The organism is Ramlibacter tataouinensis TTB310 (assembly GCF_000215705.1).
GTDB lineage: Bacteria > Pseudomonadota > Gammaproteobacteria > Burkholderiales > Burkholderiaceae_C > Ramlibacter > Ramlibacter tataouinensis.
Map to the genome: position 1 here is coordinate 3,803,030 of NC_015677.1, position 25,605 is coordinate 3,828,634.

Sequence of the window (25,605 nt, forward strand, 5' to 3'; positions counted from 1 at the left end):
CAGGACGAGTTGGAGTACCCGCTCAGCCCAGGCGGCCGCCCGGCTGCCGTCTTTTCTCCAGCAGCGCGTAGAAAAACCCGTCATGGTCACCCGGAAGATTGTCCCGGAGGGGGTCCGGGTTTGCCCCGGTTTGGGGAATTAAATGCCCGGGCGCGGGCCGCAAAGCAGCGTCGGTGTTGTGCGCAACAAACGACTGGATTTGGGCTTCGCCCTCGGCGCGGAACACCGAGCAGGTGCAGTAGAGCAGCCGCCCGCCGGGCCGCAGCAGCGGCCACAGCGCGTCCAGCAGGCGCGCCTGCAGGGCGGCCAGGCGGGCGACGTCGGCTTCCCGGCGCAGCCAGCGCACGTCCGGGTGGCGCCGCACGATGCCCGAGGCGGTGCAGGGCGCATCCAGCAGGATGCCGTCGAAGGGCTGGCCGTCCCACCAGGCGGACGGCTCGGCCGCATCCGCCGCCACCACCTGCGCCGCCAGCCCCAGCCGGGCCAGGGTCTCGCGGATGCGTTCGCAGCGCGCCGGGTCCACGTCCAGCGCGATCAGTTCCGCCTCGTCGCCGGCCAGCTCCCGCAGATGGGCCGTCTTGCCACCCGGCGCGGCACAAGCGTCCAGCAAGCGCAGCGGCCGCATGCCATCGAGTTCGCGCAGCAGCAGCGGCGCGGCCAGCTGGGCCGCCGCGTCCTGCACCGAGACCTGGCCCTGGTCGAAGCCCGGGACCTCGTGCACCGGCCGCGGCCGGGTCAGCACCAGCCCGTGCTCGCCGACCGGCCGTGCCTCCACCTGCATCGCGGCCCAGGCCTGCAGCAGCAGCGCTGGCGTGGACTTCCTCGCGTTGACCCGCAGCGTCATCGGCGGCTGGGTATTGGCCGCCTGCAGGATGGCCTGCCAGTGGCGCGGATGGTCGTGACGAAGCCGCTCGATCCACCAGCGCGGGTGGTTCCAGTGCGCCACCGGCTCGCTGTCGGTCGCTGCCACCAGCGCCGGCTGCTCGCGCAGGAAGCGGCGCAGGCAGGCATTGATGAAGCCCGTCTGCCCCCGCGTGGCGGGATGGCGCTTGGCCGCCTCCACGGCCTGGTCCACCAGCGTGAAGGCCTCGTAGGGCGCATCCTCCGCCCGCCAGCACAGGGCCAGCGCGGTGCACAGCAGGGCATCGGCCGGCGGCGGCGGCGTGCGGGGGGCCAGGCGCCGGCGCAAGGCCTCGGCGCGGCCCAGCTGGCGCATGGTCTGGAAGGCCAGGGCCTGCACGCCGGCACGCAGCGCGGGCTCCACCGCGGCCAGGGCCGGGGTGGCCGAGGTGCCGGCACGCACCTGTTCGATCACGGAAGCGGTGGCCTGCAGCTGCCGCCACAGCGGCACCGCCGTGCCCGGGGTGTTCATAGGCCGCGCGCCGGCTTGAAACCGAACAGCCAGGCCAGCAGCAGCGCCGGGAACTGGCCGATGGCCGCGTTGTAGCGGGCCACGGCCTGGTTGAAGTGGTCGGCCGCGGCGGCGGACTGCGCCACCAGCTGGGCCCGGGTGGAGGTCAGCGTCTCGGGCAGGCTCGGGCCCGCCAGGTCGTGCGCGTCGTCGCGCTCGGCCCGTTCCCAGGCCGTGGCCAGCACGTCGCCGGCCGCCACCAGGGCGGCGATGCGGTCGGGATCCAGCGGGCGCTGGCGCGCGGCGGCCAACGAGGCCAGCAGCTGCCCGGCGGCGCCGCGCAGGCCGGCCCAGAACGAAGGCTGGTTCTCGCCCTCGAACAGCGAGGCCGGCTGGGTCTCGCCTTCGGGCAGGCAGGCCTCGACCAGCCGCACATGGCGCAGCAGCTCGTCGTCCAGCGTCGTGAAGGCCTGCTTGGCCTCGGAGCGCAGCCGCACCAGCCGGTTGTAAGCACCCACAGACCAGAACAGCAGCAGCGCCGCCGCGGCCCACCACAGCAGGGGGGAAGAAGAGGTCATCAGCGCCGATTATGAATAAAAAAGCGCCCTGGCCCGCTTGCGGCGGACACAGGGCGCTATGGATTCAGGAGCGTCCGATTACTCGGCGGCGGCACCCTCGCTGGCTTCGGAAGCACCGGCAGCCTCGCCCACCGCGGCCAGCTCGGCGGCCTCGGCATCGGCGATGGCGCGGCGCTCGGCCTCGTCCATCGCGTCCTTGGCCTTGCGGGCCTGGTGGTAGGCCATGCCGGTGCCCGCGGGGATCAGGCGGCCGACGATGACGTTCTCCTTCAGCCCGCGCAGCTCGTCGCGCTTGCCCATGATCGCCGCCTCGGTCAGCACGCGGGTGGTCTCCTGGAAGGAGGCCGCGGAGATGAACGAGTCGGTCGACAGCGAAGCCTTGGTGATGCCCAGCAGCAGGTTGCTGTAGGTCGCCGGGATCTTGTCCTCGGAGCGCAGCCGGTCGTTGGTGTCCAGCATCTCCGAGCGCTCGACCTGCTCGCCGGCGATGTAGCCCGACTCGCCCGGGTTCTCGACCACGACGCGGCGCAGCATCTGGCGCACGATCACCTCGATGTGCTTGTCGTTGATCTTCACGCCCTGCAGGCGGTAGACGTCCTGCACCTCGTCGACGATGTAGCGCGCCAGCTCCTCCATGCCCAGCAGGCGCAGGATGTCCTGCGGGTCCGCCGGGCCATCGACCACCGACTCGCCCTTGTTGACCACCTGGCCTTCGTGCACCAGGATGTTCTTCTCCTTGGGCACCAGCTCCTCGTGCACGCCGCCTTCCGGGTCGGTGATCTGCAGGCGGATCTTGCCCTTGGTCTCCTTGCCGAACGACACGGTGCCGGTCATCTCGGCCAGCACGCCCTTGTCCTTGGGCGAGCGGGCTTCGAACAGCTCGGCCACGCGCGGCAGGCCGCCCGTGATGTCGCGGGTCTTCTGGCCCTCGATCGGGATGCGGGCCAGCACCTCGCCGCCGCCCACGTCCTGGCCGTCGCGCACCTGGATCAGGGCGCCGACCTGGAAGCCGATGGTCACCGAGTGGTCGGTGCCGGGGATCTTCACCTCGTTGCCGGAGGCATCCACCAGCTTCACCTGCGGACGCACGACCTTGGCCGAGCCGCGGCGCTTGGGGTCGATCACCACCAGCGTGGACAGGCCGGTGACCTCGTCCACCTGCTTGGCGACCGTCAGGCCCTCCTCCACGTTCTCGAACTTCACCTTGCCGGCGAATTCCGTGATGATGGGTCGGGTCAGCGGGTCCCAGTTGGCCAGGATGGTGCCGGCCTTGACCTGCTGGTCGGCCTTCACCGTCAGCGTCGCGCCGTACGGCACCTTGTGCCGTTCACGCTCGCGGCCGTGCTCGTCGTGGATCACGACCTCGCCGGAACGGGCGATCACCACCAGCTCGCCCTTGGAGTTGGTCACGTAGCGCATCGTGCTGTTGAAGCCGATCACGCCGTTGGACTTGGCTTCCACGCTCGAGGCGATGGCGGCGCGCGAGGCGGCGCCACCGATGTGGAAGGTGCGCATGGTCAGCTGCGTGCCGGGCTCGCCGATGGACTGTGCGGCGATCACGCCCACCGCCTCGCCCACGTTCACCAGGCCGCCGCGGCCGAGGTCGCGGCCGTAGCAGCGGGCGCACAGGCCGAAGCGGGTGGCGCAGGTCAGCGCGGTGCGGACCTTCACCTCGTCCACGCCGGCCGCCTCGAGCTCCTCGATGGCGTCCTCGTCCAGCATGTTGCCGGCCGGCACGAGGGTGGCGCGGGTCTCGGGGTGCAGCACGTCCTCGGCGGCGGTGCGGCCCAGGATCCGGTCGCGCAGCGATTCGATGACCTCGCCGCCCTCGACGATGGCGCGCATCAGCGAGCCTTCCTGGGTGGTGCAGTCCTCTTCCGTCACGACCAGGTCCTGCGTCACGTCGACCAGGCGGCGCGTCAGGTAGCCGGAGTTCGCGGTCTTCAGCGCCGTGTCGGCCAGGCCCTTGCGGGCGCCGTGCGTGGAGATGAAGTACTGCAGCACGTTCAGGCCTTCGCGGAAGTTGGCCGTGATCGGCGTCTCGATGATCGAGCCGTCCGGCTTGGCCATCAGGCCGCGCATGCCCGCCAGCTGGCGGATCTGGGCGGCCGAGCCGCGGGCGCCGGAGTCGGCCATCATGTAGATGGAGTTGAACGACTCCTGGTCCACGTCCTTGCCGTTGCGGTCGGTGGTCTTCTCCTTGGCCAGCTGGGCCATCATGACCTTGGACACCTCGTCACCGGCCTTGCCCCAGATGTCCACCACCTTGTTGTAGCGCTCGCCGGCCGTCACCAGGCCCGAGGCGTACTGCTGGGCGATCTCCTTCACCTCGGCCTCGGCGCGCTCGATGATGCTGGCCTTCTGCGGCGGCACCAGCATGTCGTCGATGGCGATCGAGATGCCGGCCTGGGTGGCCAGGCGGAAGCCGTTCTGCAGCAGCTTGTCGGCGAAGACCACGGTCTCCTTCAGGCCGCAGCGGCGGAAGCTGACGTTGATCAGCTTGCTGATCTCCTTCTTCTTCAGCGCCTTGTTGATGTTGGAGAAGGGCAGGCCCCTGGGCAGGATCTCCGACAGCAGGGCGCGGCCCACGGTGGTGTCCACCAGAGAGGTGGACGAGGTGAACTCGCCGCTGGCCTTGTCCTTGTTCCACTCGGTCAGGCGCACGGCGATGCGGGTGGTCAGCTCCACCTCGCGCGCATCCAGCGCGCGCTGCACCTCACCGACATCGGCGAAGATCATGCCCTCGCCCTTGCCGTTGATCTTCTCGCGGGTGGTGTAGTACAGGCCCAGCACCACGTCCTGCGACGGCACGATGGACGGCTCGCCCGAGGCCGGGAACAGCACGTTGTTGGAGGCCAGCATCAGCGTGCGGGCTTCCATCTGCGCTTCCACCGACAGCGGCACGTGCACGGCCATCTGGTCGCCGTCGAAGTCGGCGTTGAAGGCCGCGCACACCAGCGGATGCAGCTGGATCGCCTTGCCTTCGATCAGGATGGGCTCGAACGCCTGGATGCCCAGGCGGTGCAGCGTGGGCGCCCGGTTCAGCATGACCGGGTGCTCCTTGATGACCTCTTCCAGGATGTCCCACACCACCGGGGTGCCGGATTCGACTTCCTTCTTCGCCGCCTTGATGGTCGTGGCGATGCCCATGGCCTCCAGGCGACTGAAGATGAAGGGCTTGAACAATTCGAGTGCCATCAGCTTGGGCAGGCCGCACTGGTGCAGCTTGAGGGTCGGGCCCACGGTGATGACGGAACGGCCGGAGTAGTCGACGCGCTTGCCCAGCAGGTTCTGGCGGAAGCGGCCGCTCTTGCCCTTGATCATGTCGGCCAGCGACTTCAGAGCGCGCTTGTTGGCGCCCGTCATCGCCTTGCCGCGGCGGCCGTTGTCCAGCAGGCTGTCCACGGCTTCCTGCAGCATGCGCTTCTCGTTGCGCGCGATGATCTCGGGAGCCTTGAGCTCCAGCAGCCGGCGCAGCCGCGAGTTGCGGTTGATCACGCGTCTGTACAGGTCATTCAGGTCGGAGGTCGCGAAGCGGCCGCCGTCCAGCGGCACCAGCGGACGCAGGTCCGGCGGCAGCACGGGCAGCACGTCCATCACCATCCACTCGGGCTTGATGCCGGACTTCTTGAAGGCCTCCAGCACCTTCAGGCGCTTGGCGTTCTTCTTGACCTTCACTTCCGAGCCGGTCAGGTCGCCGCGCAGCTTCTCGATCTCGATGTCGAGGTCGATGCCCATCAGCAGGTCCTTGATGCCCTCGGCGCCCATCTTGGCGACGAACTCGTCACCGTATTCCTTGCGCTTGGCCTCGAAGTCGTCCTCGGACATGATGCCGAACTTCTTCAGCGGGGTCATGCCGGGGTCGGTGATGACATAGGCCTCGAAGTACAGCACGCGCTCGATGTCGCGCAGCGTCATGTCCAGCACCAGGCCCAGGCGCGAAGGCAGGGACTTCAGGAACCAGATGTGGGCGCAGGGCGCGGCCAGGTCGATGTGGCCCATGCGCTCGCGGCGCACCTTGGTCTGCGTGACTTCGACGCCGCACTTCTCGCAGATCACGCCGCGGTGCTTCAGGCGCTTGTACTTGCCGCACAGGCACTCGTAGTCCTTGATGGGCCCGAAGATCTTGGCGCAGAACAGGCCGTCGCGCTCGGGCTTGAAGGTGCGGTAGTTGATGGTCTCGGGCTTCTTCACCTCGCCGAAAGACCACGAGCGGATCTTCTCGGGCGAGGCCATGCCGATGCGGATGGCATCGAAATGCTCGTCCGGCGTGAATTGCTTGAACAGGTCGAGTAGCGATTTCATTGACTCAATCCCTTCTGATTTAAGAACGCTCGAGTTCCATGTCCAGGCCCAGGGAGCGGATCTCCTTGACCAGGACGTTGAACGACTCCGGCATGCCGGCGTCGATGGCGTGCTCGCCCTTGACGATGGACTCGTACACCTTGGTGCGGCCCTGCACGTCGTCGGACTTGACGGTGAGCATCTCCTGCAGCGTGTAGGCGGCGCCATAGGCCTCCAGCGCCCACACCTCCATCTCGCCGAAGCGCTGGCCGCCGAATTGCGCCTTGCCGCCCAGCGGCTGCTGCGTGACCAGCGAGTACGGGCCGGTCGAGCGCGCGTGCATCTTGTCGTCCACCAGGTGGTGCAGCTTGAGCACGTGCATGTAGCCCACGGTGACCGGGCGCTCGAACTGGTCGCCGGTGCGGCCGTCGTACAGATGCGCCTGGGTCCGCGTCGCGGTCAGGCCCTTGGCCTTGGCCACGTCCTCCGGGAAGGCCAGCTGCAGCATGCGGCGGATCTCTTCTTCCGAAGCACCGTCGAACACCGGGGTCGCGAACGGGATGCCCTTGGCCAGCTCGCCGGCCATCTCCAGCACGTCGGCGTCCGCCAGCTTGGCCAGGTCTTCCTTGCGGCCCGACTTGTTGTACAGCTCGTCCATGAACCTGCGCAGTTCGGCCGCGCGGGCCTGCTGCTGCAGCATGTCGCCGATGCGCTGGCCGATGCCCTTGGCGGCCCAGCCCAGGTGCACTTCCAGCACCTGGCCCACGTTCATGCGCGAAGGCACGCCCAGCGGGTTGAGCACGATGTCGCACGGCGTGCCGTCGGCCATGTAGGGCATGTCCTCGACCGGGACGATCTTGGACACCACGCCCTTGTTGCCGTGGCGGCCGGCCATCTTGTCGCCGGGCTGCAGGCGGCGCTTGACGGCCAGGTAGACCTTGACCATCTTCAGCACGCCGGCCGGCAGCTCGTCGCCCTGGGTCAGCTTCTTGCGCTTCTCCTCGAAGGCCAGGTCGAAGCTGTGGCGCTGCTGCTCGATCGAGTTCTTGATCGATTCCAGCTGGGAAGCCACCTCGTCGTCTGCGGGCCGGATGTCGAACCAGTGGTACTTCTCGATCGACGCCATGTAGGCCTTGTCGATCTTGGTGCCCTTGGCCAGCTTCTGCGGGCCGCCGTTGGCGACCTTGCCGGTCAGCAGCTTCTCGATGCGGTCGAACGCGTCGGCCTCGACGATGCGCAGCTGGTCGTTCAGGTCCAGGCGGAAGCGCTTGAGTTCGTCGTCGATGATCTGCTGGGCGCGCTTGTCGCGCTGGATGCCCTCGCGGGTGAACACCTGCACGTCGATGACCGTGCCCTGCGAGCCCTGGTCCACGCGCAGCGAGGTGTCCTTCACGTCGGAGGCCTTCTCGCCGAAGATGGCGCGCAGCAGCTTTTCTTCCGGCGTCAGCGTGGTCTCGCCCTTGGGCGTGACCTTGCCCACCAGCGTGTCGCCCGGCATGACCTCGGCGCCCACGTAGATGATGCCGCTCTCGTCCAGGCGGTTGAGCTGCTGCTCGGACAGGTTGGGGATGTCGCGGGTGATCTCCTCGGCGCCCAGCTTGGTGTCGCGCGCCATCACCACCAGCTCCTCGATGTGGATGGAGGTGTAGCGGTCATCGGCCACCACGCGCTCGCTGATCAGGATCGAGTCCTCGAAGTTGTAGCCGTTCCAGGGCATGAACGCCACCAGCATGTTCTGGCCCAGCGCGAGCTCGCCCAGGTCGGTCGAGGCGCCGTCGGCCACCACGTCGCCCTTGGCGATCTTGTCGCCGCGCTTGACGATGGGACGCTGGTGGATGTTGGTGTTCTGGTTGGAACGCTGGTACTTGATCAGGTTGTAGATGTCCACGCCGACCTCGCCGGCCGCGGCTTCCTCGTCGTTCACGCGCACCACGATGCGGGTGGCGTCGACGTAGTCGACCACGCCGCCGCGGGTGGCGGTGACCACGGTGCCGGAGTCGACCGCGGAGACGCGCTCGATGCCGGTGCCCACGAAGGCCTTCTCGGGACGCAGCACCGGCACGGCCTGGCGCTGCATGTTGGCGCCCATCAGCGCGCGGTTGGCGTCGTCGTGCTCCAGGAAGGGCACCAGCGAGGCGGCCACCGACACGATCTGCGCCGGCGACACGTCCATGTACTGGATGGTGTCGGCCGTCACCAGCACCGATTCGCCGCGCTCGCGGGCGGACACCAGGTCGCCGGTCAGGCGGCCTTCCTTGTCCAGCGCCGCGTTGGCCTGGGCGATGACGTACTTGCCCTCCTCGATGGCCGACAGATAGTCGATCTCGTTGGTGACCTTGCCGTCCGCCACCCGGCGGTACGGCGTCTCGATGAAGCCGTACTCGTTCAGGCGGGCGTACAGGGCCAGCGAGTTGATCAGGCCGATGTTGGGGCCTTCCGGCGTCTCGATCGGGCAGACGCGGCCGTAGTGCGTGACGTGCACGTCGCGCACCTCGAAGCCCGCGCGCTCGCGCGTCAGGCCGCCCGGGCCCAGGGCCGAGACGCGGCGCTTGTGCGTGATCTCGGACAGCGGGTTGGTCTGGTCCATGAACTGCGACAGCTGCGAGGCGCCGAAGAACTCCTTGAGCGCCGCGGAGATCGGCTTGGAGTTGATCAGGTCGTGCGGCATCAGCGGTTCCTGCTCGGCCTGGCCGAGGCGCTCCTTGACGGCCTTCTCGATGCGGGCCAGGCCGGTGCGGTACTGGTTCTCGGCCAGCTCGCCGACGCAGCGCACGCGGCGGTTGCCCAGGTGGTCGATGTCGTCCACTTCGCCGCGGCCGTTGCGCAGGTCCACCAGGATCTTGACCACGGCGAGGATGTCCTCGTTGGTCAGGACCATGGGGCCGGTGCTCTCGTCGCGCCCGACCTTGGCGTTGAACTTCATGCGGCCCACGCGCGACAGGTCGTAGGTGTCCGGGTTGTAGAACAGGCGCTGGAACAGGGCCTGCACCGCGTCCTCGGTCGGCGGCTCGCCGGGGCGCATCATGCGGTAGATGGCGACGCGGGCGGCGAACTCGTCCACCGTTTCGTCGATGCGCAGCGTCTGGCTGATGTACGGGCCCTGGTCGAGCTCGTTGGTGTAGATGACCTGCAGGTCCTGCACGCCGGCGGCGCGCAGCTTCTTCAGCAGTGCCTCGGTCAGCTCGTCGTTGGCCTTGGCGATGATCTCGCCGGTGTCCTGGTCGACGATGGCGCGCGCCACCACGCGGCCGACGAGGTAGTCCTCGGGCACGCTGATGTGCGTGGTGCCGCTCTGCTCCAGCTCGCGGGTGTGGCGGGCGGTGACGCGCTTGTCCTTGGCCACGACGACCTTGCCGGACTTGTCGGTGATGTCGAAGCGGGCCACCTCGCCGCGCAGGCGCTCGGGCACGAACTCCATCTGCGCGCCGCTGTCCATCAGGCGGAAGTTGTCGTTGACGAAGAAGTTCGCCAGGATGGACTCGGGCGTCAGGCCGATGGCCTTGAGCAGGATGGTGACCGGCATCTTGCGGCGACGGTCGACGCGGAAGTACAGCACGTCCTTGGGGTCGAACTCGAAGTCCAGCCAGGAGCCGCGGTACGGGATGATGCGGGCGCTGAACAGCAGCTTGCCCGAGCTGTGCGTTTTGCCTTTGTCGTGCTCGAAGAACACGCCGGGCGAGCGGTGCAGCTGCGAGACGATCACGCGCTCGGTGCCGTTGATGATGAACGAGCCCTTGTCCGTCATGAGCGGCACTTCGCCCATGTAGACTTCCTGCTCCTTCACTTCCTTGACCACCTTGGACTGGGGCGTGGAGGACTCGCGGTCGTAGATGATCAGCTGGACCTTGGCGCGCACGGCCGAGGCATAGGTCAGGCCGCGGGTCTGGCACTCGCGCACGTCGAACGCGGGCTTGGCCAGGTTGTATTCGATGAACTTCATCTCGACAAAGCCGTTGTGCGAGACGATGGGGAAGGCGGCATCGAAGGCGGCCTGGAGGCCTTCGATGGTGCGTTTCTGGGGTGCCATGTCGGCCTGCAGGAAGGCGGTGTAAGCGTCCTTCTGCATCTGGAGCAGGTAGGGGACTTCCAGCACGCTGTCGCGGCTGCCGAAGCTTTTGCGGATGCGCTTGCGTTCGGTATAGGAATAGGCCATGAGATCTCCGGGCTAATGAGCTCTTGCGCAACTGTCGCGCCGGCCCCTGGCGAAGGCTCGGCGTTGCTTGGTGGGTTGGCCACTACCAACCATGGCGGACGGCCGTGCATTGCACACGGCCCGAACCAAGGCGTCTTCTGCAGTCGGGTCAGAAGACACTCGAAAAAACTGGGGGGAACCGCGTATTGGACCAGTTTTTTCGGGTGCGTTCAGGCCACGCCTCAATAAGCACCAAAGGCTGGAGGCCCTTTGCAGGACGCTCCAGCCTTGGGCCAGGGACGAGTTACTTGAGCTCGACCTTGGCGCCGGCGTCTTCCAGCTTCTTCTTGGCAGCCTCGGCGTCGGCCTTGGCGATGCCTTCCTTGACGGCCTTGGGCGCGCCGTCCACCAGGTCCTTGGCTTCCTTGAGGCCCAGGCCGGTGATCTCGCGCACGGCCTTGATGACGGACACCTTGTTGGCGCCGGCTTCCATCAGCTGCACGGTGAACTCGGTCTTCTCTTCGGCGGCCGGAGCGGCGGCGCCGCCACCGCCGGCGGCGGGCGCGGCCATGGCGGCAGCGCTCACGCCGAACTTCTCCTCGATCGCCTTGACCAGGTCGTTGAGTTCCATGACCGACATGCTGTCCAGCGCGGTCAGGAATGCGTCTTTGTCGAATGCCATTTCAGTTTTCCTTCAGTTGGGTTCAATGCCGCCGCTCAGGCAGCGGCTGCTTCGGTGGTCGCTTTGCCTTTTTTCGCCGCCAGCGCACCCAGCACCACGGCGGTGCGGGAGATCGGCGACTTCAACAGCCCGCACAGCTGGGCCAGCAGCACTTCCTTGCTGGGAATGCTGGCCAGCTGCTTCACGCCGTTGACGTCCAGGGCCTTGCCTCCGTAAGCGCCGCCGCGGATGACCAGCTTGTCGTTGGTCTTCGCGAAATCGGCCACCACCTTGGCGGCGGCCACGGCATCCACGGAGAAGCCATAGATCAGCGGGCCGGTCATCTGCTCGCTGACGATGTCGAAACTGCTGCCGGCCACAGCACGGCGGGCCAGGGTGTTCTTCAGAACACTCAGGTTCACGCCCTTGCTGCGCGCGTCGTTGCGCAGTTTCGTCATGTCGGCGACCGTGATGCCGCGGTATTCCGCCATCACCAGCGTTTGAGCTTTGGCGGCGAGCCCGGTCACCTCATCGATGACCGCTTGCTTCTCACTGCGATTCAGACTCAAGGTCTACTCCTTCCAATGCGCCGCTTCGGTTTGCACCTCCACGGCACGCCTTTCTTGCAGCGACCAACTGTTCAGAAACTTTTCAATTCCGTCTCAGCGGGATCGCCATCTGCGTTGGCTCGGAGCCGGAGGCGACCTCCTGACTCCTCGATTAAGCGGGTCGCCCCGCGCCAACGGTCCTGGATGGCCTGCCGGTTCCCTTGCGGGCACCGGCAGCCCACCACGCCGGCCGGCCTTGCGGGCCGGCCGGAATTCCTTGGCTTACGCCTGGGCCGCCAGGGTCTGGGTGTCCACGCGGACACCCACGCCCATGGTCGAGGACACCGCCAGCTTGCGCAGGTAGATGCCCTTGCTGGTGGCCGGCTTGGCCTTGTTCAGCGCGTCCACCAGCGCCGCCAGGTTGCCCCGCAGCTTGTCGGCGTCGAACGAGCGACGGCCGATGGTGGCGTGCACGATGCCCGCCTTGTCCACGCGGAACTGCACCTGGCCGGCCTTGGCGTTCTTCACCGCCGTGGCGACGTCGGGCGTCACGGTGCCCACCTTGGGGTTGGGCATCAGGCCGCGCGGGCCCAGGATCTGGCCCAGCGTGCCGACCACGCGCATCGCGTCGGGGGCGGCGATCACCACGTCGAACGGCATGTCGCCGGCCTTGACCTTGGCGGCCAGGTCGTCCATGCCGACGATGTCGGCGCCGGCGGCCCTGGCTTCCTCGGCCTTGGCACCCTGGGCGAACACGGCCACGCGCTTGGTCTTGCCGGTGCCGTTGGGCATCACGACCGCGCCGCGCACGACTTGGTCGGACTTCTTGGCGTCAATGCCCAGCTGCACGGCGACGTCGATGGATTCATCGAACTTGGCCGTCGCGGCTTCTTTCACCATGGTCAGCGCGTCGGAGAGCGGGTACAGCTTGTTGCTGTCGACCTTGCCCTGCAGGGCTTTTTGCTTCTTGGTCAGCTTGGCCATTTACACGCCCTCCACGTTCACGCCCATGGACCGGGCCGAACCGGCCAGGGTGCGCACGGCGGCGTCCAGGCTGGCGGCGTTCATGTCCTTCATCTTGGTCTTGGCGATCTCCTCGAGCTGGGCCCGGGTGATCTTGCCGACCTTGTCGCTGTGGGCCTTGGACGAACCCTTGTCGAGCTTGATCGCCTTCTTGATCAAGGTGGTCGCCGGCGGCGTCTTGATGATGAAGGTGAAGCTCTTGTCCGCGTAGGCGGTGATCACCACCGGCAGCGGCAGGCCCGGCTCGACGCCCTGGGTCTGCGCGTTGAACGCCTTGCAGAACTCCATGATGTTCAGGCCGCGCTGGCCCAGCGCAGGGCCGATCGGGGGCGACGGGTTGGCCTTGCCAGCCGGCACTTGCAGCTTGACAAAACCGACGATCTTCTTCGCCATGTTTTTTACTCCTTGCGGGTGATAGCGCCAGGCTTTCTGCCTGGCTCCCCGGGGGTTGACAGCTCTGGGCTTCCTTCGCTCCGGCGCCGAGCTGGCGGGCACCGGTGAAGTCCGGCCGGCGGAAGGAGGCAGCGTGCCGCCTCTCCTGCCGAACCGGTATTTCGGTTAGGTCTTCTCGACCTGGGAGAACTCCAGCTCGACCGGCGTGGCGCGACCGAAGATGGTCACCGACACGCGGACCTTGCTTTTTTCGTAGTTGACTTCCTCGACCGTGCCGTTGAAGTCGGTGAACGGACCCTCTTTGACGCGCACATACTCGCCCACCACGAACTCGACCTTGTGGCGCGGCTTCTCCACGCCCTCTTCCATCTGGCCCAGGATCTTGGCGACCTCGTCCTCGGAGATCGGGGCCGGGCGGTTCTTGGCGCCGCCGACGAAGCCGGTCACCTTGTTGGTGTGCTTGACCAGGTGCCAGGTGTCGTCGTTCATCACCATCTGCACCAGCACGTAGCCGGGGTAGAAGCGGCGCTCCGACGTGCGCTTCTGGCCGTTCTTGATCTCGACCACCTCCTCGGTGGGCACCAGGATCTCGCCGAACATGTCCTGCATGCCGGCGCGGTTGATGCGTTCGCGGATGTTGCGCTCCACGGCCTTTTCCATGCCCGAGTAGGCATGGACCACGTACCAGCGCAGGTCCGGGTTGACCGGCTTGGCCGGTACGGACGGCTCGGCGGGTACGGCCTGGGCCGGATCGGTATCGCTCATGATTACCTCCACCCCAGGATCAGGTCGTAGAACGCCCACTCCAGGGTCTTGTCGGTCAGCCACAGGAACAGCGCCATCACCACCACGAAGGCGAACACGTAGGCCGTCATCTGGCCGGCCTCCTTGCGGGTGGGCCACACCACCTTCTTGACCTCGCGCCAGGCGTCGCGGCCGAAGGCCACGAATTCCTTGCCCGGCTCGGAGGTCAGGAACACCACGACGGCGGCGGCCAGCCCGACCAGCAGCGCGCCCCACTGGGCGATCTGCCCCTGGCGCGCCAGCAGGTAAAAGCCGACCACGGCCGCCACCACGAGGGCGACGGCGGCAGCCAGCTTGGCCTTGTCGGCGCCGGTGCTGACGGTTTCAACTTGAGAACTGGCCATGGACGGCTGTTTCCTGCTTCAAATTCACTGCGTCTTTTCAGACGCCAAACCCGCCGGGGCTCGGCGGGTTGGTGAGGCCCGCCTCACGGCGGGAAGTGGCGCCACCTAGGTGGCAGGGGCAGTAGGAATCGAACCTACAACCTTCGGTTTTGGAGACCGACGCTCTGCCAATTGAGCTATACCCCTGTGGCCTTATTCCATGATCTTGGCGACGACGCCCGAGCCGACGGTCTTGCCGCCCTCGCGGATGGCAAAGCGCAGGCCCTCTTCCATGGCGATGGGGGCGATCAGCTTGACGGTGATGGACACGTTGTCCCCGGGCATCACCATCTCCTTGTCCTTGGGCAGCTCGATGGCGCCCGTCACGTCCGTGGTGCGGAAGTAGAACTGCGGGCGGTAGTTGTTGAAGAACGGCGTGTGGCGCCCGCCCTCGTCCTTGGAGAGCACGTAGATCTCGGCGGTGAAGTGCGTGTGCGGCTTGACGCTGCCAGGCTTGCACAGCACCTGGCCGCGCTCGACGTCCTCGCGCTTGGTGCCGCGCAAGAGGATGCCCACGTTGTCGCCGGCCTGGCCCTGGTCCAGCAGCTTGCGAAACATCTCCACGCCCGTGCAGGTGGTCTTCTGGGTGGCCTTGATGCCCACGATCTCGATTTCCTCGCCCACCTTGATCACCCCGCGCTCGACGCGCCCGGTCACCACCGTGCCGCGCCCGGAGATGGAGAACACGTCCTCCACCGGCATCAGGAACGCGCCGTCCACCGCGCGCTGGGGCGTCGGGAAGTACGTGTCCATCGCCTCGGCCAGCTTCATGATGGCCTTCTCGCCCAGGTCGCCCTTGTCGCCTTCCAGCGCCAGCTTGGCCGAGCCGTGGATGATCGGGGTGTCGTCGCCGGGGAATTCGTACTTGGTCAGCAGCTCGCGCACTTCCATCTCGACCAGCTCCAAGAGCTCGGCGTCGTCCACCATGTCGCACTTGTTCAGGAACACGATGATGTGCGGCACGCCCACCTGGCGCGCCAAGAGGATGTGCTCGCGCGTCTGGGGCATCGGGCCGTCGGCAGCGGAACACACCAGGATGGCGCCGTCCATCTGGGCGGCACCGGTGATCATGTTCTTGACGTAGTCGGCGTGGCCCGGGCAGTCCACGTGCGCGTAGTGGCGGTTGGCCGTCTCGTACTCCACGTGCGCGGTGTTGATCGTGATGCCGCGCGCCTTCTCCTCCGGCGCCGCGTCGATCTGGTCGTACGCCTTGGCTTCGCCGCCGAACTTGCTCGACAGCACCGTCGTGATCGCCGCCGTCAGCGTCGTCTTGCCATGGTCCACGTGCCCGATCGTGCCCACGTTCACGTGCGGCTTGGTGCGCTCGAATTTTCCTTTTGCCATTTTTTTCGCCTTCCGAAAAAAGTAACTAGACGGTCTTCATCAATCTGGTGCCCTTGGCGGGAATCGGACCCGCGACCTCTCCCTTACCAAGGGAGTGCTCTACCACTGAGCCACAAGGGCGAAATTCTTCGGTTCGCCAAGCAAACACATCATTGCCGTGCCGTGCGATCCGTGGAGCGGGAGACGGGAATCGAACCCGCGTCATTAGCTTGGAAGGCTAAGGTTCTGCCATTGAACTACTCCCGCGTTCGGGCTTTGCTCGACAGCCCCGGCAAACTTCCTTCGGCTACCACTCGATCGCTTCAACACATGTCGCCCAGCCTCTTCAACAAGGCTTGGTGGAGGAGGCTGGATTCGAACCAGCGTAGGCGTAAGCCAACAGATTTACAGTCTGCCCCCTTTAGCCACTCGGGCACCCCTCCGGCGAACCTCGAAATATAGCACGATTTCGTGCCGAAAAGCGCTGCCGTCCGGCACCGCAGCCAGGGCGCCTGCGCCTGTCACCGTCAGCGCATGGATGTTGCTTCCGCTTCCCCCAGCATGAAAAAAACCATCAACCTGGCCCTGCAGGGAGGCGGCTCGCACGGCGCCTTCACCTGGGGCGTCCTGGATACCTTGCTGGCCGACGGGCGCATCGCCGTGGAGGGCGTGAGCGGCACCAGCGCCGGCGCCGTGAACGCCGTTGCCCTGGCCAGCGGCCATGGCGCCGCCGAGGCAGCCGGGCGGGACGCCCATGCCGGCGCCCGGCAGGCGCTGGCCCGGCTGTGGGGCGAGATCGGCCACTGGGGCGCCCTGGGCAGCCTGCAAGCGCGCCTGGGCCGCACGCTCTGGGGCGGTCTGGGAGCGGAGTTCGCGCACACCAACCCCTGGCTGCAGGCGGTTCGCGACTACTGGTCGCCCTACCAGACCAACCCCATGGACCTCAACCCGCTGCGCGACCTGCTGCAGCGGCAGATCGACTTCGGCGCCATCGCCCGGCCGGGCGGGCCCAAGGTGTTCGTCTCCGCCACCCACGTCACCACCGGCAAGGCCGTGATCTTCTCCGGCAGCCAGCTCAGCGTGCACTCGGTCATGGCGTCCGCCTGCCTGCCCATGCTGTTCCGCGCCGTGGAGATCGATGGCCAGGCCTATTGGGATGGCGGCTACTCGGTCAACCCGGCCCTGACGCCGTTGATCACCACCTGCGACAGCGCCGACATCCTGGTGGTGCAGATCAACCCGCTGCGGCGCGAGCGCCAGCCGCGCACCGCCGCCGAGATCGCCGGCCGTGTCAACGAACTGACCTTCAACGCCAGCCTGCTGACACAAATGCGCAACATCGACCTGATCAACCGCCTGCTGGCCGAAGGCCAGCTCGCACCCGGCCTTTGCAAGCCGGTGCGCCTGCACCGCATCGACGGCGGCGCCGAGATGCTGCACTACACCGCCGCCAGCAAGACCCAGGCGGACCCGGTGCTGATCCGCGAACTGTTCGAGATCGGCCAGCAGGCGGCCAAGCGCTGGCTGGACCAGCACTTCGAGGCGCTGGGCCGGCACGGCACGGTGGACGTGCGGCGCGACTACCTGGACGACACCAGCCTGTCCTGGCCGGAGGCCCCGGCCGGCGAGCCGCGGCCGAGCCCGGGCTTCCGGCCCTGGCTGGCCCGGCTGTTCCGCCGGCTGCGGCCGCCGCGCTAGAAAACGCCCGGCTGGCCGCGTTCGGCCAGCCAGTCGCGCGCGTGGCGGAAGTGGCCGCAGCCCAGAAAAGGCACCGGCGGCCGGCGCGCCGACAGCGGCGAGGGGTGGTTGGCCTGCAGCACCAGTGCCTGTCGCCCATGCGCGGCCGCCTGCGCCTGGATCAGCCCCGCCTTGGCCTGGGCATGTGCGCCCCACAGCAGGTAGGCGCAGGGCGAAGCCGTGGCGGCGACCCGGGCCAGCAGCGCGTCGGTCAGCAGCTCCCAGCCCTTCCTGGCATGGCTGCCGGGCTGGCCGTCCTCCACCGTGAGGCTGGCATTGAGCAGCAGCACGCCGCTGCGCGCCCATTCCACCAGCGAGCCGTGCGGCGGCACGATGCCCAGTTCGGCAAAGATGTTGCGCAGCGAAGGCGGCAGCCTGACGCCGGGCGCCACCGAGAAGGCCAGCCCTTCGGCCTGGCCGGGGCCGTGGTAGGGGTCCTGGCCCAGGATGACGGCGCGCACCGAGGCCAGCGGCGTCAGTTCCAGGGCGCGCAGGGGCTGGGGCGGATAGATCACGGCGCCGGCCGCCAGCCGCTGCCGCATGAACTCGCCCAGGCGCTGGCCGGCCGGGCTGGCGAAGAAGGCGTCGACCACGGGACGCCAATCCGGCGCCATCGGCCAGCGCTCGGGGGCCCACTCGCGCAGGCGCGGCACATCGTGGTCTTGCATCTCAATCGTTGAACAGTTCGGCCAGGGCCTCGCCGGGCTCGGGTGCGCGCATGAAAGCCTCCCCGACCAGGAAGGCATGCACGCCGGCAGCGCGCATCCTGCGCACGTCGGCCTGGGCCAGGATGCCCGACTCGGTCACCAGCAGCCGGTCGGCCGGCACCTGCGGCAGCAGGTCCAGCGTGGTCTCCAGGCTGACCTCGAAGCTGCGCAGGTTGCGGTTGTTGATGCCGACCAGGGGCGTCTTCAGGCGCAGCGCCCGCTCCAGCTCGGCGCCGTCGTGCACCTCGACCAGCACGGCCATGTCCAGGCCGCGGGCGAGGGCCTCCAGCTCGGCCATCTGCGCGTCCTGCAGGCAGGCGGCGATCAGCAGGATGCAGTCGGCGCCCATGGCGCGCGACTCGTACACCTGGTAGGGATCGACCATGAAGTCCTTGCGCAGCACCGGCAGGTCGCAGGAGGCGCGCGCCTGCTTCAGGTAGTCCGGCCGCCCCTGGAAGAACTGGCGGTCGGTCAGCACCGACAGGCAGGCCGCCCCATGCTCGGCATAGCTCTGCGCGATGTCGGCGGGGATGAAGTCGGCGCGCAGCACGCCCTTGCTGGGGCTGGCCTTCTTGACCTCGGCGATCACGGCGCTGCGGCCGGCCGCGATGCGCCGGCGCAGCGCGCCTTCGAAGTCGCGCGTGAGCACGCGGCTCTCGGCGTCGGCGCGCATGGCCTCGAACGAGACCTTCTTCTTCGCCTGCGCGATCTCCTCGTGCTTGACCGCGACGATTTTCGTGAGGATGTCAGGCATGGTCAGCCAGCGAGGCGGTTGGACACCTGGATCAGGTGCGCCAGCTTGGCCTTGGCCGCGCCCGATTCGAGCGCGGCGCGGGCCTGGTCCACGCCGGCCCTCATCGAATCCACCACGTTGGCGGCGTACAGCGCCACCCCGGCGTTGAGGATCACGATGTCGCGCGCCGGGCCGGCCTGGTTGTCCAGCACGCCCACCAGCATCTGGCGCGACTGCTCGGCCGTCTCCACCTTGATGGCACGGTTGCTGGCCATGGCCAGGCCGAAGTCCTCGGGGTGGATCTCGTACTCGGTCACCTGCCCGTTCTTCAGCTCGCCCACCATGGTGGCGGCGCCCAGGCTGACCTCGTCCATCCCGTCGCGGCCGTACACCACCACCGCGTGCTCGGCGCCCAGGCGCTGCAGCGCCCGCACCTGGATGCCCACCAGGTCGGGGTGGAACACGCCCATCAGGATGTTGGGCGCACCGGCCGGGTTCGTGAGCGGGCCCAGGATGTTGAAGATGGTGCGCACGCCCAGCTCCTTGCGCACCGGCGCCACGTTCTTCATGGCCGGGTGGTGGTTGGGCGCGAACATGAAGCCTATGCCCACCTCGGCCACGCAGCGGGCGATGTATTCCGGCTGGAGATTGATGTTCAGGCCCAGGCTTTCAAGCACGTCCGCGCTCCCGCTCTTGCTGCTGACGCTGCGTCCGCCATGCTTGCTGACCCTGGCGCCGGCGGCCGCCGCCACGAACATGGCGCAGGTCGAGATGTTGAAGGTGTGCGAGCCGTCGCCGCCGGTGCCCACGATGTCCACCAGGTGGGTCTTGTCGGCGATGTGCACCTTGGTGGAGAACTCGCGCATCACCTCGGCCGCCGCCGTGATCTCGCCGATCGTCTCCTTCTTGACGCGCAGGCCGGTGATCAGCGCCGCCGTCATCACCGGCGAGAGCTCGCCGCTCATGATCAGCCGTACCACCTTGAGCATCTCGTCGTGGAAGATCTCGCGGTGCTCGATGGTGCGCTGCAGCGCTTCCTGGGGCGTGATGGGCATGGCTTGCTCCTCGGGGAGATGCGTTATCGGGACGGATTGTCGGCCAGGGCCAGGCGCGCCCCGAAGACTATGAACATGGCGCCGGCAATCCGGTCCAACCCCTGCATGCCGCGCTGCACGGCATCGTGCCGGGCCATCCAGGCGGCGGCCAGCGCCCAGCCCACGTTGACGGCCACGCTGTTGACATTGAACAGTGCTCCCAGCAGCAGGAATGCGCGCGCGGGATGCGCGGCCTCGGGCGCGATGAACTGCGGCACGAAGGCCAGGAAGAACACGGCCACCTTGGGATTGAGCACGTTGGTCAGGAACCCGCCGCGGAACACCGCCCACAGGTCGGCGCGCGGCTGGGCGCCGGCCAGCGCCCGCAGGTCCGCCACCTGCCGCGGCGCCCTCGCCAGCAACAGCCGTACGCCCATCCACAGCAGATAGGCGGCGCCCGCCCATTTCAGCAGCGTGAAGGCGGTGGCCGAGGCGGCGAGCAGCGCGCCCACGCCCAGCGCCGCCGCGACGATGTGCACCAGGCAGCCGGCGTTGATGCCCAGCGCCGCGACCATCCCTGCGCGCGCGCCCGAGCGCAGGGACTGGGTGACGATGTACAGAACGTCGGGGCCGGGCGTGAGGTTCAGGAGCAGTCCGGCCGCCATGAAGAGGAGCAGCTGCTGTGCATCGGGCATGGCGGGCTCCTCAGGCGCCGAAGAAGGACCGGATCACGGCCGCGGCCCTGTCCACCCCCCGCGCATCCACGTCCAGATGGGTGACGAAGCGCAGCCGGTACAGGCCGGTCGCCAGCACGCCGTTGCGGGCCAGGTGTTCCAGCAGCGCCGCGGACCGCTCGCGCGCCGGCCCCACCAGGTCGACGAACAGGATGTTGGTCTGCGGCGCTTCCACCTGCAGTCCTGTTATGCCTTGCAGCGCGTCGGCCAGCCGCCCGGCCAGCGCGTGGTCCTGCGCCAGCCGCTCCACCTGGTGGTCCAGCGCATGGTGGGCCGCCGCGGCCAGCATGCCGGACTGCCGCATCCCGCCGCCCGCCATCTTGCGGATGCGGCGCGCGCGGGCGATCAGCTCCTTGGAGCCGCACAGCGCCGAGCCCACAGGCGCGCCCAGCCCCTTGCTGAAGCAGACGGAAACGCTGTCGAAGTGGCGGGCGATGCGCCATGCCTCGAGGTATGCGCCCCCACGCTCCCCCACTGCGTGTGGGTCGCTGCCCCCCGAAGGGGCTGTCCCGCCTTGGGGCGGCCCGGCGGCGGGACGCGCGTCTTTCGCGGCCGCCTGCGCGACCGCGGCATTGAACAGGCGGGCGCCGTCCAGGTGGGTGGCCAGCCCACGCGAGCGGGCCAGCGCGGTCGCCTGCTCCAAATAGGCCAGCGGCAGCACCTTGCCGCCCAGCGTGTTCTCCAGCGCCAGCAGGCGCGTGCGGGCGAAGTGCGGGTCGTCCGGCTTGATGGCGGCCTCGATGTCCGCCAGTGCCAGGCTGCCATCGGGCTGGTGGTCCAGCGGCTGCGGCTGCACGCTGCCGAACACCGCCGCGCCGCCACCCTCCCACCGGTAGCAGTGCTGCATCTGGCCCACGATGTACTCGTCGCCGCGCTGGCAATGCGCCAGGATGGCGCACAGGTTGCCTTGCGTGCCGGTCGGCACGAACAGCGCGGCCTTGAAGCCGAGCAGGCCGGCGACCTTCTCCTGCAGCGCGTTGATGCTGGGGTCGTCGCCGAACACATCGTCGCCCAGGGGCGCGGCCGCCATCGCGGCTCGCATGGCTGCCGTCGGCTGCGTGACGGTGTCGCTGCGCAGGTCGATCGGCTTCATGCCTTCTGCTCCAGGAAGTTCCTCAGCATGGCATGGCCATGCTCGGTGAGGATGGACTCGGGGTGGAACTGCACGCCCTCGATGGGCAGCTCGCGGTGGCGCACGCCCATGATCTCGCCGTCGTCGGTCCAGGCCGTGGCGGCAAGCGCGGCCGGGCAGCCGTCCTTCGCGATGGCCAGCGAGTGGTAGCGGTTGACCGTGAAGCGCCCGGGCAGGCCGCTGAACACGCCCTGGCGCGTGGTCGTGATCTCGCTGGTCTTGCCATGCATCAGCTGCTGCGCGCGCACGATGCTGCCGCCGAAGGCCGCGCCTATGCTCTGGTGGCCCAGGCACACGCCCAGAATGGGCAACTGGCCCGCGAAGTGGCGGATGGCTTCGACCGATATCCCGGCCTCGGCCGGCGAGCAGGGTCCGGGCGAGACCACCAGCCGGTCGGGCCGGCGCGCGGCGATGCCCCCCAGCGTGATCTCGTCGTTGCGGAACACCTCCACCTGCGCGCCCAGCTCGCCGAAGTACTGCACCAGGTTGTAGGTGAAGCTGTCGTAGTTGTCGATCATCAGCAGCTTCATGGTGCTCACTCCAGGCCTTCTTCCACGAGTTCGGACGCGCGCAGCAGCGCCCGCGCCTTGGCCTCGGTTTCCTTCCACTCCAGCTCCGGCACCGAGTCGGCCACCACGCCGGCGGCGGCCTGCACGTACAGCGTCTGGTCCTTGACGATGCCGGTGCGGATGGCGATGGCCACGTCCATGTCGCCGGCATAGCTGAGGTAGCCGCAGGCGCCGCCGTACAGGCCGCGCTTGCTGGGCTCGAGCCGGTCGATCAGCTCCATCGCATGCACCTTGGGCGCGCCGGTCAGGGTGCCGGCGGGGAAGGTGGCCCTGAGCACGTCCATGTTGCTCATGCCTTCGTCCAGCATGCCTTCCACGTTGCTGACGATGTGCATCACGTGGCTGTAGCGCTCCACGGCGAAGGCCTCGGTCACCTTGACGCTGCCGGTCCTGGCGATGCGGCCGATGTCGTTGCGCGCCAGGTCGATCAGCATCACGTGCTCGGCGCGCTCCTTGGGATCGTTCACCAGTTCCTGCTCCACCGCCTTGTCCTGCTCGGGCGTGGCGCCGCGCGGCCGCGTGCCGGCCAAGGGGCGGATGGTGATCTTCTGCCCTTGCGCGGTCTGCTCCTGCCGCACCAGGATCTCCGGCGAGGCGCCCACCACGTGGAAGTCCCCGCCCTGGCCGTCGTACCCGGTGAAGTTGTAGTAGTACATGTAGGGGCTGGGGTTGAGCGAGCGCAGCGCGCGGTACAGCGACAGCGGCGACTCGGTGTAGCGCTTCTTGATGCGCTGGCCCACCTGCACCTGCATGAAGTCGCCGGCGGCGATCAGCTCCTTGGCCCGGCCCACGGCCTTCAGGTAGTCGGCCTTGGCGAACTCGCGTTCGGCGGCAAAGGTCTGGGTCTGCGCCAGCTTGGGCGCGCTGACCGAGTACTTGAGCTGGTCCTTGAGCTCGCGCAGGCGGCGCTTGCCGTTGGCGTAGGCCTCGGGCTGGCCCGGGTCGGCGTAGACGATGAGGTACAGCTTGCCCGACAGGTTGTCGATGACGGCCAGCTCCTCGCACTGCAGCAGCAGGATGTCGGGGCAGCCCAGCGTGTCCGGCGGGCAGCTTGTCTCCAGCTTCTTCTCGATGTGGCGCACCGTGTCGTAGCCGAAGTACCCGGCCAGGCCCCCGCAGAATCGCGGCAGGCCGGGGCGCAGCGCCACCTTGAAGCGTTTCTGGTAGGCCTCGATGAAGTCCAGCGGGTTGCCGCGCGCGGTCTCCACCACCTGGCCGCCCTGCACGACCTCGGTGCGGGCGTCCGCGCCGAAGCCGCTGGCACGCAGCAGCGTGCGTGCCGGCAGGCCGATGAAGCTGTAGCGGCCGAAGCGCTCGCCGCCCACCACCGACTCCAGCAGGAAACTCAGGCGGCCGTCACCCCGGGCATGGGCGAGCTTGAGGTACAGCGACAGCGGCGTTTCCAGGTCGGCGAACGCCTCGGCGATCAGGGGGATGCGGTTGTAGCCCTGCAGCGCAAGGCTCTTGAATTCGAGTTCGGTGAGCAAGGTGAGCCTCCACAAGCTCGGCGGCATCAGGCCGCGGGGGGATCGATTGGCCCCGGGGGCCGGGGCGACGGGGCACGGGCTGCCCCGTGCAATCAATGGCGCACGATGTCAGGCTTGCGCCAGGGCCAGGCTCCCCGGTCCGAGCAACCTGTGATCATGGTGCGGTGGATGAACATGCGGGCCAGTGTAGCAAAGCGGTACGGCAGCGACCCGCGCCCTCGTGACATTGAGGGATGCGGCCGGCGGGACAATCTGATACAAAACGCGCCCACAGCATCCGAGGAGACAGCCATGAGGGGACTTCGACAACTGGTAGGAGTGGCCGGGCTGGGCCTGGCTCTGGGAGCGGCGGGCCAGCCGGTCACGGTCTCGGGCGTCAAGTACGACGAGAGCCTGGAGCTGCGCGGCAACAAGCTGCAGCTCAATGGCGCAGGCACGCGCTACCGCGCCATCATCCAGGTCTACGCCGCCGGCCTGTACCTGCCGCGCAAGACCACCGCCGCCGAGGAGGCCCTGGCCATGCCGGGAGCCAAGCGCATCACGGTCACCATGCTGCGCGACATCGATTCCGGCGAGCTCGGCCGGCTGTTCACACGCAGTGTGGAGGACAACATGGACAAGGCCGCGTTTTCCAAGCTGATCCCGGGCCTGATGCGCATGAGCCAGCTCTTCACCGACATCAAGAAACTCAGCGCCGGCCAGAGCTTCAGCATCGACTGGGTGCCCGGCACCGGCACCATCATCAACGTGCGCGGCGTGCCCCAGGGCGAACCGTTCAGGGAGCCCGAGTTCTTCAACGCCATGCTGCGCATCTGGCTGGGCCCCAAGCCGGCCGACCACAGCCTCAAGGAAGCCTTGCTGGGAAAAGCCGGCCCAGCGTCGAATCCAGCTCAGACCATGAATTGAGGTAGGCATCGGCATCCACGGCCTGCACCGGCTCGCCGTGGTTGTAACCGAAGGTCACCAGCAGCACGGGGCAGCCGGCGGCGCGCCCGGCCTGGGCATCGTTGCTGGAATCGCCCACCACGAGGGTTCGCGCGGGCTGCGCGCCCAGGGCCCGGGCCGCCATCAGCAGCGGCAGCGGATCCGGCTTCTTGCGGGCAAAGGCGTCACCGCCGAACACGGCATCGAAGCAGCGGTCCAGGCCCTTGGCCCGCAGCAGCGGATCGGTGAAGGCCTGCGGCTTGTTGGTCACGCATGCCAGCTTCAGCCCGCGTCCGCGCAGCGAGCGCAAGGCCTGCGGCGCACCGGGAAACACCGTCGAGTGCCGGCCGTTGATGGCGAGGTAGTGGCGCTGGTAGGCCTCCCAGGCCGCCGGGTACAGCGCGGGGTCGCCCTCCACCTGCGCCAGCACCGAGCGGATCAGGTGCTCCGAGCCCTTGCCCACCAGGCGGGCGACCGCGTCGGCCCCGATGGCGGGCAGGGACAGTTCGTCCAGCATGCCGGCCAGCGCGGCGCCGAAGTCGCCCAGCGTGTCGATCAGGGTGCCATCGAGGTCGATGATGGCGGCGTGCAGCGGCTGGGCGGAAGCGATCGGCATGCGGCGAGTGTGCAGCAAACAGGAAGGGCGCCGCAGCGCCCTTCCTGGGACGGCGGCGGTGTCCTAGCGGCTGCCGCCCTGGGGGTTGCCCTGGTTGCCTTGGGTGTTGCCGCCGCGGTTGCCGCCGCCGGAGGCCTCGCCGCCTTTGCGACCGGCTTCGCGCGCCTCTTCCGAGGTGAACTCGTGGGCGGTGCCTTTCTCGTGGGCGGCCTTGCCGCCCTTGCTGCCGGCCACGCGGGCTTCCTCGGGGGTGAACTCGTGCGCGTTGCCGCTCTCATGCGCGGCCTTGCCGCCTTGGCTGGCGATCTCGCGCTGGCGCTCCGGGTCCATCGACGCGAAGCCCCGGTTGGACTTTCCGCCTTGATTGCCCTGGTTGCTCGATGCCATGGATGAACTCCTTGGGATGTGAGCAGCCGGCACCGCGCCGGCCGCGTCCGCCCATTGACGCGCAG

Annotated in this window: 22 protein-coding genes and 4 tRNA genes; 2 read left to right on the forward strand and 24 right to left on the reverse strand. The window is 68.1% G+C overall.

Going from position 1 to position 25,605, the window contains the following annotated elements:
- Positions 1-22: 22 nt before the first annotated feature.
- The 15 genes from rsmB to RTA_RS18310 form a co-directional block, all read right to left on the reverse strand.
- Positions 23-1,372 carry a 16S rRNA (cytosine(967)-C(5))-methyltransferase RsmB gene (gene rsmB / locus RTA_RS18240; RefSeq protein WP_013902912.1) on the reverse strand — a complete coding sequence of 450 codons (1,350 nt, stop codon included), beginning with the start codon at positions 1,370-1,372 and terminating at the stop codon, positions 23-25.
- On the reverse strand, positions 1,369-1,929 hold the full coding sequence (locus RTA_RS18245; RefSeq protein ID WP_013902913.1) for a LemA family protein: 561 nt from the start codon (positions 1,927-1,929) through the stop codon (positions 1,369-1,371). The genes rsmB and RTA_RS18245 overlap by 4 nt, the downstream gene beginning before the upstream one ends.
- A gap of 78 nt (positions 1,930-2,007) precedes the next feature.
- Positions 2,008-6,234 carry a DNA-directed RNA polymerase subunit beta' gene (gene rpoC / locus RTA_RS18250; protein WP_013902914.1) on the reverse strand — a complete coding sequence of 1,409 codons (4,227 nt, stop codon included), beginning with the start codon at positions 6,232-6,234 and terminating at the stop codon, positions 2,008-2,010.
- Between the two features lie 19 nt (positions 6,235-6,253).
- Positions 6,254-10,366: a DNA-directed RNA polymerase subunit beta gene (gene rpoB / locus RTA_RS18255; RefSeq protein ID WP_013902915.1), complete on the reverse strand. Its 4,113-nt coding sequence runs from the start codon at positions 10,364-10,366 to the stop codon at positions 6,254-6,256.
- A gap of 283 nt (positions 10,367-10,649) precedes the next feature.
- The gene (rplL, locus tag RTA_RS18260; protein ID WP_013902916.1) at positions 10,650-11,027 is read right to left on the reverse strand and encodes a 50S ribosomal protein L7/L12; all 378 of its coding nucleotides are present in this window, start codon (positions 11,025-11,027) and stop codon (positions 10,650-10,652) included.
- A gap of 35 nt (positions 11,028-11,062) precedes the next feature.
- Positions 11,063-11,575 (reverse strand): 50S ribosomal protein L10, encoded by a 513-nt coding sequence (gene rplJ, locus RTA_RS18265; RefSeq protein ID WP_013902917.1) that lies wholly within the window; start codon positions 11,573-11,575, stop codon positions 11,063-11,065.
- Between the two features lie 261 nt (positions 11,576-11,836).
- A complete protein-coding gene (gene rplA / locus RTA_RS18270; RefSeq protein WP_013902918.1) occupies positions 11,837-12,538 on the reverse strand; it encodes a 50S ribosomal protein L1 in 702 nt (233 codons plus the stop codon).
- Positions 12,539-12,970, reverse strand: coding sequence for a 50S ribosomal protein L11 (gene rplK / locus RTA_RS18275; protein WP_013902919.1), 432 nt, complete (start codon positions 12,968-12,970; stop codon positions 12,539-12,541). It lies immediately after the preceding gene.
- 165 nt (positions 12,971-13,135) lie between these two features.
- Positions 13,136-13,735, reverse strand: a complete 600-nt coding sequence (nusG, locus tag RTA_RS18280) for a transcription termination/antitermination protein NusG (protein ID WP_013902920.1) — start codon at positions 13,733-13,735, stop codon at positions 13,136-13,138.
- Positions 13,736-13,737: 2 nt separating this feature from the next.
- The gene (gene secE / locus RTA_RS18285; protein WP_013902921.1) at positions 13,738-14,118 is read right to left on the reverse strand and encodes a preprotein translocase subunit SecE; all 381 of its coding nucleotides are present in this window, start codon (positions 14,116-14,118) and stop codon (positions 13,738-13,740) included.
- A 110-nt stretch (positions 14,119-14,228) separates the two neighbouring features.
- A tRNA-Trp gene (locus RTA_RS18290) sits at positions 14,229-14,304 on the reverse strand.
- Between the two features lie 6 nt (positions 14,305-14,310).
- A complete protein-coding gene (tuf, locus tag RTA_RS18295) occupies positions 14,311-15,501 on the reverse strand; it encodes an elongation factor Tu (protein WP_013899627.1) in 1,191 nt (396 codons plus the stop codon).
- A gap of 45 nt (positions 15,502-15,546) precedes the next feature.
- A tRNA-Thr gene (locus tag RTA_RS18300) sits at positions 15,547-15,621 on the reverse strand.
- 52 nt (positions 15,622-15,673) lie between these two features.
- Positions 15,674-15,747, reverse strand: a tRNA-Gly gene (locus tag RTA_RS18305).
- A 90-nt stretch (positions 15,748-15,837) separates the two neighbouring features.
- Positions 15,838-15,923, reverse strand: a tRNA-Tyr gene (locus RTA_RS18310).
- A 118-nt stretch (positions 15,924-16,041) separates the two neighbouring features.
- Here RTA_RS18310 and RTA_RS18315 point away from each other — a divergent pair.
- Positions 16,042-17,178: a patatin-like phospholipase family protein gene (locus tag RTA_RS18315; protein WP_226986090.1), complete on the forward strand. Its 1,137-nt coding sequence runs from the start codon at positions 16,042-16,044 to the stop codon at positions 17,176-17,178.
- Here RTA_RS18315 and RTA_RS18320 read toward each other — a convergent pair.
- Genes RTA_RS18320 through RTA_RS18350 form a run of 7 tightly spaced genes read right to left on the reverse strand, consistent with a single transcriptional unit; the run spans position 17,175 to position 23,613 of the window.
- Entirely contained in the window at positions 17,175-17,885 is a 711-nt protein-coding gene (locus RTA_RS18320) for a uracil-DNA glycosylase (protein ID WP_041675744.1), read from the reverse strand. The genes RTA_RS18315 and RTA_RS18320 overlap by 4 nt on opposite strands.
- 1 nt (position 17,886) lies before the next feature.
- A complete protein-coding gene (gene trpC, locus RTA_RS18325; protein ID WP_013902924.1) occupies positions 17,887-18,678 on the reverse strand; it encodes an indole-3-glycerol phosphate synthase TrpC in 792 nt (263 codons plus the stop codon).
- 2 nt (positions 18,679-18,680) lie between these two features.
- Positions 18,681-19,712, reverse strand: a complete 1,032-nt coding sequence (gene trpD / locus RTA_RS18330) for an anthranilate phosphoribosyltransferase (protein WP_013902925.1) — start codon at positions 19,710-19,712, stop codon at positions 18,681-18,683.
- 23 nt (positions 19,713-19,735) lie between these two features.
- Positions 19,736-20,386 carry a LysE family translocator gene (locus RTA_RS18335; RefSeq protein ID WP_013902926.1) on the reverse strand — a complete coding sequence of 217 codons (651 nt, stop codon included), beginning with the start codon at positions 20,384-20,386 and terminating at the stop codon, positions 19,736-19,738.
- Between the two features lie 10 nt (positions 20,387-20,396).
- Complete coding sequence (locus tag RTA_RS18340; RefSeq protein WP_013902927.1) at positions 20,397-21,518, reverse strand: GntG family PLP-dependent aldolase; 1,122 nt, start codon at positions 21,516-21,518, stop codon at positions 20,397-20,399.
- On the reverse strand, positions 21,515-22,087 hold the full coding sequence (locus tag RTA_RS18345; RefSeq protein WP_013902928.1) for an anthranilate synthase component II: 573 nt from the start codon (positions 22,085-22,087) through the stop codon (positions 21,515-21,517). Before RTA_RS18345 ends, RTA_RS18340 begins: the two co-directional genes overlap by 4 nt.
- Positions 22,088-22,092: 5 nt before the next feature.
- Positions 22,093-23,613 carry an anthranilate synthase component I family protein gene (locus RTA_RS18350; RefSeq protein ID WP_013902929.1) on the reverse strand — a complete coding sequence of 507 codons (1,521 nt, stop codon included), beginning with the start codon at positions 23,611-23,613 and terminating at the stop codon, positions 22,093-22,095.
- A gap of 291 nt (positions 23,614-23,904) precedes the next feature.
- On the opposite strand from RTA_RS18350, the gene RTA_RS18355 reads away from it, so the two are divergent.
- The gene (locus RTA_RS18355; protein ID WP_013902930.1) at positions 23,905-24,519 is read left to right on the forward strand and encodes a chalcone isomerase family protein; all 615 of its coding nucleotides are present in this window, start codon (positions 23,905-23,907) and stop codon (positions 24,517-24,519) included.
- Here RTA_RS18355 and gph read toward each other — a convergent pair.
- A complete protein-coding gene (gph, locus tag RTA_RS18360; RefSeq protein ID WP_041675745.1) occupies positions 24,458-25,153 on the reverse strand; it encodes a phosphoglycolate phosphatase in 696 nt (231 codons plus the stop codon). The genes RTA_RS18355 and gph overlap by 62 nt on opposite strands.
- A 63-nt stretch (positions 25,154-25,216) precedes the next feature.
- Positions 25,217-25,540, reverse strand: coding sequence for a KGG domain-containing protein (locus RTA_RS18365; protein ID WP_013902932.1), 324 nt, complete (start codon positions 25,538-25,540; stop codon positions 25,217-25,219).
- Between the last annotated feature and the right edge of the window lie 65 nt (positions 25,541-25,605).

Excerpts from the sequence above, each read along its gene's own strand:
- rsmB (WP_013902912.1), bottom strand. The coding sequence starts at position 1,372 with ATGAACACCCCGGGCACGGCGGTGCCGCTGTGGCGGCAGCTGCAGGCC.
- RTA_RS18355 (WP_013902930.1), top strand. The coding sequence starts at position 23,905 with ATGAGGGGACTTCGACAACTGGTAGGAGTGGCCGGGCTGGGCCTGGCT.
- rplL (WP_013902916.1), bottom strand. The coding sequence starts at position 11,027 with ATGGCATTCGACAAAGACGCATTCCTGACCGCGCTGGACAGCATGTCG.
- trpC (WP_013902924.1), bottom strand. The coding sequence starts at position 18,678 with ATGCCTGACATCCTCACGAAAATCGTCGCGGTCAAGCACGAGGAGATC.
- RTA_RS18365 (WP_013902932.1), bottom strand. The coding sequence starts at position 25,540 with ATGGCATCGAGCAACCAGGGCAATCAAGGCGGAAAGTCCAACCGGGGC.
- trpD (WP_013902925.1), bottom strand. The coding sequence starts at position 19,712 with ATGCCCATCACGCCCCAGGAAGCGCTGCAGCGCACCATCGAGCACCGC.
- secE (WP_013902921.1), bottom strand. The coding sequence starts at position 14,118 with ATGGCCAGTTCTCAAGTTGAAACCGTCAGCACCGGCGCCGACAAGGCC.
- RTA_RS18335 (WP_013902926.1), bottom strand. The coding sequence starts at position 20,386 with ATGCCCGATGCACAGCAGCTGCTCCTCTTCATGGCGGCCGGACTGCTC.
- RTA_RS18345 (WP_013902928.1), bottom strand. The coding sequence starts at position 22,087 with ATGAAGCTGCTGATGATCGACAACTACGACAGCTTCACCTACAACCTG.
- rpoB (WP_013902915.1), bottom strand. The coding sequence starts at position 10,366 with ATGGCCTATTCCTATACCGAACGCAAGCGCATCCGCAAAAGCTTCGGC.
- rplK (WP_013902919.1), bottom strand. The coding sequence starts at position 12,970 with ATGGCGAAGAAGATCGTCGGTTTTGTCAAGCTGCAAGTGCCGGCTGGC.
- RTA_RS18340 (WP_013902927.1), bottom strand. The coding sequence starts at position 21,518 with ATGAAGCCGATCGACCTGCGCAGCGACACCGTCACGCAGCCGACGGCA.
- rplA (WP_013902918.1), bottom strand. The coding sequence starts at position 12,538 with ATGGCCAAGCTGACCAAGAAGCAAAAAGCCCTGCAGGGCAAGGTCGAC.
- tuf (WP_013899627.1), bottom strand. The coding sequence starts at position 15,501 with ATGGCAAAAGGAAAATTCGAGCGCACCAAGCCGCACGTGAACGTGGGC.
- rpoC (WP_013902914.1), bottom strand. The coding sequence starts at position 6,234 with ATGAAATCGCTACTCGACCTGTTCAAGCAATTCACGCCGGACGAGCAT.
- nusG (WP_013902920.1), bottom strand. The coding sequence starts at position 13,735 with ATGAGCGATACCGATCCGGCCCAGGCCGTACCCGCCGAGCCGTCCGTA.
- RTA_RS18315 (WP_226986090.1), top strand. The coding sequence starts at position 16,042 with ATGAAAAAAACCATCAACCTGGCCCTGCAGGGAGGCGGCTCGCACGGC.
- RTA_RS18320 (WP_041675744.1), bottom strand. The coding sequence starts at position 17,885 with ATGCAAGACCACGATGTGCCGCGCCTGCGCGAGTGGGCCCCCGAGCGC.
- gph (WP_041675745.1), bottom strand. The coding sequence starts at position 25,153 with ATGCCGATCGCTTCCGCCCAGCCGCTGCACGCCGCCATCATCGACCTC.
- RTA_RS18245 (WP_013902913.1), bottom strand. The coding sequence starts at position 1,929 with ATGACCTCTTCTTCCCCCCTGCTGTGGTGGGCCGCGGCGGCGCTGCTG.